Raw genomic sequence first — 12,636 nt, forward strand, 5'->3', positions numbered from 1 at the left:
CGGGATGCCCTTGACGTCGGCCGTGATGATGGCCCGGCCGTCGGCGGGGTTGCCGCCGCAGGTGCAGGTCATGACCTGGCTGACGGCGCTCTCGCCGGCAAGCTCGTCGACGCTGGCGGTGAACCCCTCGGACACCTCGCCGCTCACCGTCAGCTGCCACTCCAGCGGGTTCACCTGGGCGAAGTCCTCGGTGGCCTGGCAGAGGGTCCCCACAGCCCCGCGGAACGTGGAGGCGATGGCCTCGTTGGGCGTGATCGTGGCCTGGTCGAAGGAGAACGTCCCCTCGGAGGCGTCGGCGGCCACCGCGCCGGCCACGGCGCTCTCGGAGCTTGCGACGGCGGCGGGCTGGTCGGCGGACGGGGCGGCAGGCGCGTCGGAGGCCAGGGCCATCGCGGCGCCGCTGAGCGCCATCGAGGCGCCGATGCCACTCGCGAGCAGGGTCTTCGTGTAGTTCTTCATGGGTGTCTCCTCCTCGCTTACTCGTCGACCGTGAACAGGAAGTTCGTGTCGCGCACGGGCTCGTACTCGGTGCCGCTCTCGCCTTGGCAGTACGCGCGAACCTTCAGCAAGTAGCTACCGGCCTGCGGGGGCGTGAAGTCGAGGCGCCAGTAGACCCACTTCATCGGGTCGCTGTCGGGCGTGTCGAGCTCCGTCCAGCTCTCGCCACCGTCCAGCGAGTACTGAATCTTGCTGATCGGGTCGCCGAACGCGTCAGCGAAGCCCTCGAGGTGCACGGTCTCGCCGTTCTCGAACACCTTGCCGTCGGGGTAGTTCAGCACGCCGGCGTTCGGGATGCCGGCCTCCTCCTCGGCCTCCTCGCCAGAGGCCTCTTCGGCCGCCTTGGCCGTCGCCTCGTCATAGATGAAGTCGAAGCCCTGCAGCGCCTTGACGTAGCTCGCAGCCGAGCCGCGCGGCACGGCCAGCGTCAGCGGCCAGCCCTGCGTCGCCGGCAGCGTCTCGCCGTTGATCTCCGTCACGAGCAGGCACTCGTCCTGCTCGACGTCGGCCAGCGAGATGGGCATAAGGCTGTAGCCGTCCTCGGAGCTGTACTTGAACTTGTTGACGTTGTCGGCCGGCTTCACGTAGTCGATGATGTCCTTCATCGGGATGCCCGTGAACTCCGCCTGGAAGATCCAGGGGTTGCCGGTGCCGTTCTCGATGCATTGCTGCACCATCGTGTACGTCTTGGTGCCGAACTTCTCCTTGAGCTCGGAGACGCTCATCTCGATGGGGTTCTCGACGTCGCCGCCGATGGTGACAATCCACTCGTCGGCCACGGCCGGGTCAGAGTCTGCACGCCAGCTCGACGGCTCCTCCCACAACGACTTGAAGAACTGCTCGTCGTTCTCGGAGATCGTGTCCTGGTCGTAGGTGACGTCGAGGTTCGCGTCCTCGGCCGCCACGTCGATCAGGCCCTGGTACTGATCGTACTTGGCGAGATCCCACATCTCGAATTCGCCCTCGGAGTTGATGAAGTGGCACGACTCGCACGAGCCGCCCAGGGCCTGGAACGCGGCGTTGCCGTTGTGAAGGCCGTGCATCGTCACGTACATCGGGTTCTTGCCCGGCATCGGGTTCGGGTTGTGGCAGCCGATGCAGTTGGCAATCGTGACCGTCGCCGGATAGCCCTCGACGTAGACGTCGTGGCGCGTGTCCATGTTGATCATGATGTCGTCCATGGACTTGTGGCAGCTCATGCAGCCGCGGTTGTCGGCGTTAAGGTACGTGTTGTTCCAGCCGGACGGGTCGCTCGGGACAGGCTGGTAGATGTTGCCGTAGTAGTCGACGTAGCGCTTGGGAGCCTCGACCTCGGCGTTGGCTGCGTCACGGTCGGCGTACTGCACGTTGTCGATGTAGTTCTGGTACTCGCCCCAGTAGTCAACGCCACCGTTGTAGCCGATGGTGTTGCCCATGCGGGTGTCCTCGGCCGCGAGCTCCTTGGCCTCGTCGGACCAACCCTGCTGCGACGCCGCCGCCGTGTCGGCAGCCGAGCCCGCCGCGCCCTCGTCTGCGAGCGCGGGCACAACCGCACAGCAAGCAAGCGCCAGGGCAAACGCACCTCCCAGCGTACGCCTCACGATCGTCGTCTTCCGCATCACTTTCCTCCCTCTCGTCGTGGCTCATGCGCTGAAAAAAGTTTGGGCTTGAGGGGGATAAGCGGCAATCATACGTATTTACTGAGCATATGAGCTGCGGAAACGAAGAAACCTATGAGCGCAAGGCCCCGAAGAAAAGCGTGCCGGGTAATAGAAAAGATAGGACGACAGGGGCCGCTTTTGGTCACAAGTGCACGCTGCAGACCCGACAACAGACCCGAGATTTGGGGCGTCCTCTACCTAAAGTGCACTGTTCGGTGGTAGCGTATCGCACACAGGCCGCACCGGCGCCTGCCCCGCACCGCGGCATTGGAGAACCCATGGACATCGCAACGCCCCTGCCTGACGAGAGCGCCCCTATCGCGTCCGATCTCGGTGCAGGCGCACCCAAGACAACGGACCTCGTCGCTCTCGGCGAGCTGCTTATCGACTTCACGCAGGCTGGCACTTCCCCGACCGGCCAGGCGTTGTTCGAGCGCAACCCTGGCGGTGCACCCGCAAACGTGCTCGTTGCGGCAGCGCGCCTAGGGCTAAGCACCCAGTTCGTGGGTAAGGTGGGAGCCGACGGCCTTGGGGACTTCCTGCGCGCAACCCTCGAAGCAGAGGGGGTAAACACGAACGGCCTGCTGCAGGACTGCGAAGCCTGCACGACGCTCGCGTTCGTCGAGGTTGACCCGAACACCGGCGAGCGCTCGTTCACGTTTGCTCGCAAGCCCGGCGCCGACACGCTGCTGCACCCCGACGAGGTGAGTCTTGAGGCGCTCGACACCTGCCGAGTGCTGCACGTGGGATCCATCTCGCTCACCAACGACCCCGCGCGCTCCGCCACGATGTTCGCCGTTCGGGAGGCCGCCGACGCCGGGGCGCTCATCAGCTACGATCCCAACTATCGACCCGCGCTGTGGCCCGACGCCCAGACGGCTATCGAGGAGATGACCGGGCCGCTCGGCTCGGCAGACCTGCTCAAGCTCAACCACGACGAAGCGCACCTCGTCTTCGGAACTGCAGACGCGAGCGAGGCGGCTAACATGGCGCTGGCCCGCGGCGTCAGGCTCGTCGCCATCACACGAGGAGGCGAGGGCGCCTACCTCGCCACGCATGCGGCACAGGTCAGCGTCCCGGCTTGTCCCTCGCGAAGCGTGGACACCACGGGAGCGGGGGACGCCTTCTGGGGCGCCGTGCTCGCCTGGCTACTCCACGATCGTGGCGTGCACACGGCAGCGGACATTGACGCGCTGGGCGCCGACGACCTGACGGCCTGTGCAAACTTCGCCTGCGCCGCAGCCGCGTGTTGCGTACGGGGTCGCGGCGGCATGCCCGCGATGCCGACTCGCACGCAGGTCGAAGAACAGCTGGCAGCAAGCTCCCGTTAGCCGAGATACCGGCATCGAAGCCTAGACCCTGACGCCGTCTCGCCCCAGCTGGAGAGCGCGCAGGTTCATCTCGACAAGAGCCGGCTTCATGCGGCGGCGCAGGGCGTCGGCGAGCTCGTCAACGCCGAACGGCAGCGCGCCAAGACCCACGGCGGCCCCGAGCAGCAGCACGTTAAGGCACCGCGGAGAGAGCCTCTCCGCCACAAGCACGGCGGGATCCACCTGGGCAAGGCGCTCCGGCGCAACGTTGTCCGCAAGCCACGCCAACTGGGCCGACCCGTCATAGCCCGACGTTGCTGCAACGCTCGGGACAACGGGGCTCGCCGCACAGACGACCGACGCGCCCGGGGTAAGGAAATCCGCCGCGCGCACCGCCTCCCCGGGCTCAAACGCCAGGACAAGGTCGGCCCCGTGCGAAGGGATGAGGCTCGACGGCAGATCAGCCGCGTCCGTCGCCACGCGCACGTGACTCGCGACGCTCCCGCCACGTTGCGCCATGCCGATCGTCTCGGCTGTGCGCACGAACTCGCCGCGCGCCATGCAAGCGTCGGCGATCAGCCGGCTTGCCAGAACGACGCCCTGGCCGCCCACGCCCACGACCAGGCAGCTGAACTTAGCCACGGCCGGCCTCCCTTCTCAGCTGATCCCGCTGCTCGGGTGTCAGGCCAGCCCGCGGCGTCTCCAACGCGCCGAACGCGCACAAGCGTACGCACAGGTCACACCCGTTGCACAGCGAGGCGTCAACGTGTGCCTTGCCACGCCGCTCTCCTGCCACCGGGGCACCCATCGACAGCGCGGGGCAACCCGTCTTGCGGACGCAGGCGCCGCAGCCCGTGCACGCGCCGGCGCGTACGCTCACCGCAGGCAGGGGCCGGAACAGCTGCACGCAGGGGCTTTCGTACACGACAACCGACACATGCTCGCAGTCCAGGGCACGCTCGGCCGCCGCGCGCGCTGCCTCGAAATCGAGCGGGTCGGCAACCTCGACGACCTCGCATCCCAACGCGCGGCACACCTCGGGGATGGAGATGGGCTCGGAGCGCGTGCCCATAAGCGTGACCCCGGTGCCCGGATGTGGCTGCGAACCGGTCATGGCCGTCGTCGCGTTGTCGAGCACAACGAGGCAGAGGCGGTGCTGGTTATAGACGGCGTTGGCGATGCCCGTCATCGCGCTGGCAAAGAACGTGGAGTCACCGACAAAGCCAACGTGCAGCGTCTCGTCATCGCCGGCAAGATGAGCCGCCGTGGCCAGACCCTGCGCCACCGTAACGCCGCCACCCATGCACAGGCATGTGTCCGTGGCATCAAGCGGATGGTTGCATCCAAGCGTATAGCAGCCAATGTCACCCGCATAGACGGCGTTTCGACGCCCGACGGCCGCCTTGACCGCGAGGAACGACGCGCGATGCGGGCAGCCCGCGCACAGCACGGGCGGGCGCGGGGGCAGAAGCTCGGCGGGAGATTCGGCGAAGACCTCAGCATCGTTGGGCTCGAGCAGTGCGCTCACGCCCAGGAAGTCAGCCAGGATCGGCAGCACGCGATCGACGCCGTACTCGCCAGCCGCGGGAGTCGTTCCGTCCAGGCGACCATGAATGCTCACCGGACAGCTCAGAATGGGAGCGTCAGCGGCAACGGGGCCTGTGAGCTGCAGCAAGTTGCGCTCGATGACGGGCTCAAGCTCTTCGACCACGAGCACGTCAGCCAAGCCGTCCAAGAAGCGACGCCCCAGGCCCTCAGGGAACGGAAACGGCGTGCCCACCTCCAGCAGTCGATACGACGGAAGGGCCCCTTCTGCTACGACGCCCTGGCAATCTCCGTCGTATCGAGAGGCGAGGGCCTCAAGTCGGGCCAGCGCCTCGCGCACGTAGCCACGGGAATCCCCACCGCACGCAATGCCGAGGTAGAGCTCGCAATCGGGTGTCGCATGGTCTTCGAGCACATTGAAGGGACTCGCGTCGAACTCCTCCGCAATGCGCGGCAGATCAGCCGCCATACGCTCGTGTCCACGGCGTGCAAGCGGCGGGAAGATAACGAAGCGCGGGTCCTTCTTAAAGCCGGCGATGGGGTGGCGCGGAATGCTCGCAAGCGCCTTCTCTGTGGGAACCTCAAGCGAGGCACAGCCATGGTCGACGCGCGTCGTGGGGCGCAGGATAACGGGGCAGCCGTGTGCCTCGGAGAGCTCGAAGGCCGCTCCGACCATCGCATAGGCTTCCTCGGGTGAGGCAGGATCGAGCACCGGCACGTGCGCAAACTGCGCGAACTGGCGGCTGTCCTGCTCCGTCTGGCTCGAGATGGGGCCAGGGTCGTCGGCCACGACGATGACGAGACCCCCGACACAGCCAACGTATGCCAAGCTCATGAGCGGATCGCTCGCGACGTTCATGCCCACCTGCTTGCACGTCATGATGACGCGCGCACCGGAGTAGCTGGCGCCCGCGGCAAGCTCGAGGGCAGCCTTTTCGTTCGTAGACCACTCGACGTGGATGGCATTGGCGGGATTGTGCCGCGCGATTGTCTCGACGATCTCCGTCGACGGCGTGCCGGGATAGCCGCATGCCACGTTGACGCCAGAGACAATGGCCGCCAGCGCAATGGCCTCGTTGCCAGCAAGCAATCGCCGTTCCGCAGGGACTCTCCCGCCGTTGATTACGCTTGGTTGATCACCCATACTCCGCCGCCCTCTCTCCCGTTGCAGGCCTCGATGATACCAGCCCTGCTCGTGGAGAACTTCGGCTCTTTGGCCACAACTGTGGAGTGTTAACTTCCCGTTCCCACACGTTGGAGCGTACCTTTGAAACAAGGGCAGAGCGACGGCTGCGCGGGCGGGTTGGCCGCTCCTGGAAAGGAGGTGGCCTATGTCCGTTGATCAGATAGCCGTACTGGTCGGCTCCCTCGCATCAGTCGCGTTGGTAGTGATTGAGTTCTTTGATCACTACGAGATTGTTCGGCGGGATCGCAAAAAATAAGAGCCCCGCTGCAACGGGGCTCTGGACCAAGGAACGGCTAACCCGAAGACCCCGCACCATGTAAGAAAGGGGCCGCCCTCGGGCCGTCGCTCTGCCCCCATTGTAGCAAGTCAAATCCCGGCACGCAGGCGGACTTCCTCGTCTGGCACCCGTGGCTTCCATAAATCCACATTCGGGGCACATCATAGCCCCTCGTCTAACTTACCGCCCTTAACCCCGTAGGCAGCGCTCGAGATACGCCTCCAGGGAACCATACGCCGCGCACACGACGTCCAGGAACACCTCGAGGTACTCCTCCTTGGCAAGGAACAGCGACAGCGCCACCTCCAAGCGCCACGGTGGCACGCCGCGCTCCCCCAGCGCCAGCAAGTCGTCGGAGTTCACCCGCGCGTTTGCCTTGTTCGTCGCCAGATAGGACGCCAGCGCCTCGTCGTGACTCGCACCGAGCGCTCGCTGCGCACAGTAGCACACGACCCCGGTGCGATCCTTGCCCGACGTGCAGTACACCAGCGCGGGCCCCGTGGCGCCCACCAGCGCGCGAATCGTAGGCGCCAGCACCTCAGCATGCTCGCCGAGCCCCTGGTAGACCTCGCGCATGCGCTCGCCCGGCTGTCGCCTGCCCTGCCTCTCGTGCTTGAGCTGTCCGGCAAGCACGTCGCCGGCCGCACCGGGCACGCCAGGCACGTCCTTGGTCGTCATGGGGCCATGGTGCGCCGGCGGATACAGGTGCTCGGCAGCTTCGTGCAGGTCCGCGCCCAAACCAGCAAGCGGAAAGCCGCCCGCAGACTCGCGCTCGACGGGCGAGCGGAGATCCCACACCTCGGTGAGCCCCAGCGTCTCGAGGAACTCCACATCCCGAGCGTCGGCCATGTGGGGCGAGCGAGAGCGCCACACCGGAGCCCCGGCCGCGCTCGTAAATGCCGGCCTCAGTCCGAAGCGCGCATACAGCACGTCAGGAGCCGTCGCCCCCTCGACAACAGTCAGATGCGTCGACGGCGCATCAACAACGGCGGACATCCCTCTCGACACGGCATTTCCCTCCCCACGGCGCCCGCGGACCATTCACCCCAGCTCTGTATTCCTCACGATACTCCATGCCCCAGGGTCATCCGCAATACCCTTCCGACAACTTAGCAGGCATAACCCATCGACATTGCGGCCGATGTTCCTCATAAAGATTTACGTAGACGCTATCTACCTGCAGAAACAGCCAGGTCCATTTCGCATAGATCCCGCTCTGCGCCAGCCCATTGGCTTGGCGTCACGCCGAAGCGGCGGCGAAACGCATGCCCAAAAGAAGCAAGGTCACTGTAGCCGCAGCACTCGGCAACGCTGCGTGAGGGGATGCCGTGAGAGAGCAGCGACGCCGCCCGCTGCATGCGCATCTCGAGCAGCAGGTCGGCGAAGGTCGTGCGCAGCTTGTGACGTATGGTCGTCGAGATCGTGTTGGGGTGGCATCCAAACGCGCGAGCAACGCCCGTCAGCGTCGCGTCGGCGCAATGTTGTGCCATGTAGGCAAGAACCTCGTGCAGCCAGGGAGACATCGAACCGTCCGGCACCCTCAGGTGCACCGTGCTTACCACGTTTGTCTGCGTCATCTCGTCCCCCGCATCCCCCACGAATCCCACAAAGCCAAATCTCTTTGAGACGGTAAACCTTGCCCCAGAGACAAGCTCAAGGGGCATCGGGCGGATAAGATGTATGCCAGATGCCAGGGTGGCGCGAGACGCAAGGGGGAGATCGCGATGAGGGAGCTCGTGGACGAGGATGGCACGCGGCTGTACACCATCGGCCAGATGGCGCAGCTCAACCGCGTGAGCGAGAAGGCGCTGCGGCTCTACCAGAGCAAGGGTATCCTCGAGCCGGCCAAGACGGACCCGCAGACGGGCTACCGCTATTACACCCTGGCCCAGTGCGCTACGCTCGACATGATCCAGCAGCTCAGCATCCTGGGATTCTCCCTCAACCAGATAGCAAAAACGCTGGCGGACAGGGACGTCGTCTCTTTGCGCGACCAGGTGAGGGAGCACGCCGAGCAAATAGAGGATCGCATGGGTGAGCTCAAGATGGCGCACCAGGTAAGCGGGGACATCCTGCGCTCATGCGAGACCTATCTCAACAAGCCCCCGTTTGGCGCCATCTCTCTCGAGGCCATTCCCGAACGCCACATTCTCGAGTTCGAGCTCGCATGCAGCGAGGCCTCTCCCGAGAACAGGGGCATCGATGCCATCCAGAAGTGGGAGCTCGACCTGCGGCACGTGCGCCAGCAGATCTGCGATCAGGGATGGCCCGTCTCGCTGTTTCGAAACGTGGGCTGCGTCATATCCCAAAGCGACCTCGCCGCACGCCGCATTCGATACAGCAGGGCATTCGTGTTCGTCACGCCTGCCTTCGGCGAAGACATTTACGCTCGGTCGAGAAGCATCCCCGCCGGCTGCTACCTCGTCAAATACAACGACGGCATCTTCACGGACGACGGGCGCGAGCGAGAAAACGTCGATCTCCTCAAGATGTTTGACGAGTGCGACCGCCGGGGCATGGAACCCGCCGGGGACTACATCGGCGAGGTCATTGCCGACGGGCCGGCGTTTCTGTTCGAGGGGCGCGAGATGTTCTATCGCATGTGCCTGCCCGTCCGCTTCAAGGGGCAGTCAGGCTGGCGGCCCGTCTCCCAGCACGACGCCATGAGCTGCTGGAGGGAGACGGGCCGCCTCTCACACTAGAGCGACTGCCCGTTCAGCACGCCGACATTCGGCAGGTTCGTACGCGAGTCGCCGGCTTCCGGCGTCCCGGGGATCGGCGGGATGTTCGCCTCGTCTTCGCAGCTCACGCGGATCTCGACCACGTCGCGCGTGAAGTAGCGCGCAGACGTCGACCCGAGCCACAGCTGGTTCGTGCCGCCCATGCTGTTCTCGAGCGGCTCGCCGTTCACCTGGTAGACGATCATGCTGGCACGCTGGCGCACGTACGAGAGAGGAAGACTCACCTCATAGCCGTCCGACGAGACGAACGTGATGGCGTTTGCCTCCTCCTGCAGGCCCGCGAGGTCGAGAATGGACGCGATGGAGATGCCCGTGCACTGCGCGTTCGCCGTCGCGCGGCCGTCGGCGGGGTTGCCCGCGCACGTGCAGCCGAGAACCTGTGTCTGTGCGCCGTCCTTGGCAAGCTCGCCAACCGTCGCGGTAAACGCGGTGTTCACGCCGTCGCCGTCCACCGTGATCTGCCAGTCGGCCGCATCGGCAGCTGGGGTTTCCGCAGAGGTTGCCGAGGCCTCCCCGCCGGAGCACAGCACGGTGTCGACGCCCTTGCCCAGCGATGTTGCGATATCGCTTGTCGGGGTGACGACGCCCTGGCTAAACGAGAACGACCCGATGACCTGTGGCGACTCAACGCGCTCGCCCGTGAGGCTGGTGGCCTCGTGCGACGAGACGACGACCGTGGCGGGCTGATCGACCAGAGTATCCACACCAGCCGCAAGCGCCTGCGCAGGCTGAGCGAGAGCCAGACCGGCCGCGGCGCTCACAAGCCCCGCACCGCCGATGACACCCAACGTCGACATCTTACGCGCCGCCTGAAGTGCAGACTCGCGCACGATACCCTCCTTTACCTGCGTCATCGCGATCACTCCCCCTCCGTCTTAGCCGCGTCTCCCGCAGCGGACCCATCGCCCGTGCCGCCCGTTGTAGCGTCGGCCGCGCCAGTCCACAGTGCAAAGTTCGGCGTCGATGTACCGTCACTCAGGTTTGCCGCATAGCCCTGGGGATCATCGAGGATCTCGAGCGGGCCGCCCTCGTTCGTGCCGATGTTGCCGGGGATGACAGCTTGGTTGTCGGCCAGCCCGTCAACCGTGCCCTCGGCGTCGCGCACCTGCTGGGCAAACGCGTCAAGGTCGCTCTTGGCGTTCACCATAACCTCGACGGGCTCCGGCGTCACGGCGCCATCGGCCGTGCGAGCGCGAACCTGCAGCACGTAGGCCGTGTCGACGCCCTCAGGCGGCGTCCACGTGTACTGCCAGCTCACCCACTGGCTGACGCTCGCGTCGACCGTGTCCCACGACGACCACGTCTCACCGCCGTCCATCGAGAACTCGAGGGCCGTGATGGGCTGATCCCACGCCGAGGCATAGCCCTTGAACGTGTAGGGCTCGCCCGCCTGCACGCACAGACCCTCGGGCGTTCCCCAGAGGCCGACGTTGGGCTTGTTGTAGTAGCCCTCGCCGTCCTCGGTCGTCCAGCCGAGGTACTCCCACACGCCCTCATCCGAATCGTCGACGAAGGTGATGTCGGAGAGCTCCTTTGCATTGATGGGGGCGCCGGTGCCACCCACCCACAGCATGCAGGGGAAGCCCTCGTCCCACTCGAGCGGCTCCCCATCTATCTCGTAGACGAGCAGCGCGTCCTTGCCCTCGAGGTTTTCGACAAGCATGGAGTTGGCGTTGCCGTCGGAAGATGAGGCGTACATGCCGTAGGCCGCATCAGTAAGGCCGCCAGCCTGCTCGATAAGCCACGACAGCGGGATGCCTGTCACGACGCAGTTGCCGATGTAGGGGCCGTTTGTCGGGTTGAGCGTGCAGTGCATCGTCACGGCCTTCGTCACGGACGGCGCGTTGGCGATCAGGTCGGCCAGCGTGTACGTGACCTCTTTGTTTACCTCGCCCGACATCGTGATCGTCCAGGTGTCGTAGATGGACGTGTCGCGCTCGTCGCCATTGGCCTGGCGCTCGTTGCGCAGGTAGTCGCTGCCGCGGTAGTACCAGCTGTAGTTGAACAGGTCCTCAGCAGGCACGACGTCCGTCTGGTTCCACGAAAAGTCGCCGTCGAGCTCAGAGACGTTCGTGATGCCACGCATGAGGGAGTGCTTCGAGACGTCCCACAGCGTGAAGCCCTCGCCGTCTTCCGTGACGTTATGGCAGCTCATGCAGTTGGCGTCCGCGACATCCTGGTGAATGCCGTGGATGAGCGTGCCAAAGTCGTAGAAGCTGGTCTGGTAGCCCTCGCCGACGGTGTGGCAGTCGATGCACATCTGAACGGTGACGTCGATGCCCATGCCGTTCGTCAGGTCGGTGTGCCCATAGCCTCCGCTGTTGAGCAGGGCACCCAGGTCATCGTGGCACGCGTTGCACCCGCGCTCGTCCGCCTTGAGATATGCGTCGTTGAACAGCACGTTGCTGGCGGGATGTGAGTAGGCGCCCTCGGCCGAGTAGTTAGCCGAGATATCCTCGCTTGGCGTGCGCTGCACGAACCGCCCGTCGGCAAGCTCGGTCACGATGGGGCCGTCCGGACTGTAGGCCTTGTTCTTGAGGGCGATGCCCGAGGCAGCCGTCGGGTTGTTCAGATAGGTGTACGTCGTTCCGTCGTCGGAAGTCCACGTCTCCTGAGCGGTCGATGCGGTCGTGTCCGTTTGGTTGGATGCCGTGGCCTCCTCAGCGATGCCCGAACCGGCAAACGCGAGGGCCCCTATCAGGAAGCACCCCGCACACGCTGCAGAGATGACGTGAAGGCGCCGCGCATGCTCCATAGCCAATCCCCTCCCCTTCCCATGCGTAATCCCCTGCGCGCCCAAGCGCGGACGGGGCAATCTGTACGCATTTCATTTTCAGAGGGTCGGGAGCTACCCACAATCCCGAAACAAACAAGCCCCTGGGGGTTCGCAGACATCCCCAGGGGCAAGGTTTTGCTCGTATCGTGGCGTCTTCAGCGCGCGATTAGCCTATTCCGCCTCGGCCATCTGCCGCTTGAGGGCAACGATCTTCTCGCGGTACTCGGGCAGGCTCGTGCCCAGGATCTGGCACGCGAGGATGGCGGCGTTCTTGGCGCCGTTGATGGCGACGGTCGCCACGGGCACGCCGCTGGGCATCTGCACCATCGAGAGCAGCGAGTCCAGACCACCCAGGTCGCTCGTCTTCATCGGCACAGCGATGACGGGCAGCGGGGTGAACGCCGCGACGACGCCACCAAGGTGTGCCGCCTTGCCAGCCGCCGCGATGATGACCTTTATCCCGCGATCCGCCGCCGACTCGGCCCACTCGTGCACGACGGCAGGCTTGCGGTGAGCGCTGGCGATGACGAGCTCATAGGGAACACCGAGCTCCTCGAGCTCCTTCGTGCAGCCTTCCATCGTAGGGAGGTCGCTCTTCGAGCCCATGATGATGCCGACGACCGGCGTGTTTTCAGCCATGCTGGGACACCTCTCTGACAGGCC

General features: G+C 65.3%; 11 protein-coding genes. 2 read left to right on the forward strand and 9 right to left on the reverse strand.

Features of this window, described 5'->3' with window-relative positions:
* Together KHZ24_07465 and KHZ24_07470 are read right to left on the reverse strand one after the other, a co-directional pair.
* Window positions 1-459: molybdopterin-dependent oxidoreductase (locus tag KHZ24_07465; GenBank protein MBS5451033.1), on the reverse strand; the 459-nt coding region annotated here is incomplete at its 3' end.
* A gap of 17 nt (window positions 460-476) precedes the next feature.
* A complete protein-coding gene (locus KHZ24_07470) occupies window positions 477-2,096 on the reverse strand; it encodes a molybdopterin-dependent oxidoreductase (protein MBS5451034.1) in 1,620 nt (539 codons plus the stop codon).
* Between the two features lie 320 nt (window positions 2,097-2,416).
* On the opposite strand from KHZ24_07470, the gene KHZ24_07475 reads away from it, so the two are divergent.
* Window positions 2,417-3,469 (forward strand): carbohydrate kinase, encoded by a 1,053-nt coding sequence (locus tag KHZ24_07475; protein ID MBS5451035.1) that lies wholly within the window; start codon window positions 2,417-2,419, stop codon window positions 3,467-3,469.
* A 21-nt stretch (window positions 3,470-3,490) separates the two neighbouring features.
* On the opposite strand, the gene KHZ24_07480 is transcribed toward KHZ24_07475, so the two are convergent.
* From KHZ24_07480 to KHZ24_07495, 4 genes are all read right to left on the reverse strand, one after another.
* A complete protein-coding gene (locus KHZ24_07480; GenBank protein MBS5451036.1) occupies window positions 3,491-4,090 on the reverse strand; it encodes a 2-oxoacid:acceptor oxidoreductase family protein in 600 nt (199 codons plus the stop codon).
* A complete protein-coding gene (locus KHZ24_07485) occupies window positions 4,083-6,137 on the reverse strand; it encodes an indolepyruvate ferredoxin oxidoreductase subunit alpha (GenBank protein ID MBS5451037.1) in 2,055 nt (684 codons plus the stop codon). The genes KHZ24_07480 and KHZ24_07485 overlap by 8 nt, the downstream gene beginning before the upstream one ends.
* A gap of 508 nt (window positions 6,138-6,645) precedes the next feature.
* Entirely contained in the window at window positions 6,646-7,464 is an 819-nt protein-coding gene (locus KHZ24_07490) for a tyrosine-protein phosphatase (GenBank protein ID MBS5451038.1), read from the reverse strand.
* A 161-nt stretch (window positions 7,465-7,625) separates the two neighbouring features.
* On the reverse strand, window positions 7,626-8,063 hold the full coding sequence (locus KHZ24_07495) for a helix-turn-helix transcriptional regulator (protein MBS5451039.1): 438 nt from the start codon (window positions 8,061-8,063) through the stop codon (window positions 7,626-7,628).
* Between the two features lie 117 nt (window positions 8,064-8,180).
* Between KHZ24_07495 and KHZ24_07500 the strand changes: the two genes are divergently transcribed.
* On the forward strand, window positions 8,181-9,158 hold the full coding sequence (locus KHZ24_07500; GenBank protein ID MBS5451040.1) for a MerR family transcriptional regulator: 978 nt from the start codon (window positions 8,181-8,183) through the stop codon (window positions 9,156-9,158).
* Here KHZ24_07500 and KHZ24_07505 read toward each other — a convergent pair.
* The 3 genes from KHZ24_07505 to purE form a co-directional block, all read right to left on the reverse strand.
* Window positions 9,155-10,051, reverse strand: a complete 897-nt coding sequence (locus tag KHZ24_07505) for a molybdopterin-dependent oxidoreductase (GenBank protein MBS5451041.1) — start codon at window positions 10,049-10,051, stop codon at window positions 9,155-9,157. The genes KHZ24_07500 and KHZ24_07505 overlap by 4 nt on opposite strands.
* 5 nt (window positions 10,052-10,056) lie before the next feature.
* Complete coding sequence (locus KHZ24_07510) at window positions 10,057-11,952, reverse strand: molybdopterin-dependent oxidoreductase (GenBank protein ID MBS5451042.1); 1,896 nt, start codon at window positions 11,950-11,952, stop codon at window positions 10,057-10,059.
* A 192-nt stretch (window positions 11,953-12,144) separates the two neighbouring features.
* A complete protein-coding gene (gene purE, locus KHZ24_07515; protein MBS5451043.1) occupies window positions 12,145-12,612 on the reverse strand; it encodes a 5-(carboxyamino)imidazole ribonucleotide mutase in 468 nt (155 codons plus the stop codon).
* Window positions 12,613-12,636: the final 24 nt, after the last annotated feature.

The sequence above is a fragment of the Coriobacteriia bacterium genome, assembly GCA_018368455.1.
Lineage (GTDB): Bacteria > Actinomycetota > Coriobacteriia > Coriobacteriales > UMGS124 > JAGZEG01.

Coding starts and splice junctions, on each gene's coding strand:
- KHZ24_07475 (MBS5451035.1), top strand. CDS start 2,417: ATGGACATCGCAACGCCCCTGCCTGACGAGAGCGCCCCTATCGCGTCC.
- KHZ24_07510 (MBS5451042.1), bottom strand. CDS start 11,952: ATGGAGCATGCGCGGCGCCTTCACGTCATCTCTGCAGCGTGTGCGGGG.
- KHZ24_07505 (MBS5451041.1), bottom strand. CDS start 10,051: ATGACGCAGGTAAAGGAGGGTATCGTGCGCGAGTCTGCACTTCAGGCG.
- KHZ24_07470 (MBS5451034.1), bottom strand. CDS start 2,096: ATGCGGAAGACGACGATCGTGAGGCGTACGCTGGGAGGTGCGTTTGCC.
- purE (MBS5451043.1), bottom strand. CDS start 12,612: ATGGCTGAAAACACGCCGGTCGTCGGCATCATCATGGGCTCGAAGAGC.
- KHZ24_07500 (MBS5451040.1), top strand. CDS start 8,181: ATGAGGGAGCTCGTGGACGAGGATGGCACGCGGCTGTACACCATCGGC.
- KHZ24_07485 (MBS5451037.1), bottom strand. CDS start 6,137: ATGGGTGATCAACCAAGCGTAATCAACGGCGGGAGAGTCCCTGCGGAA.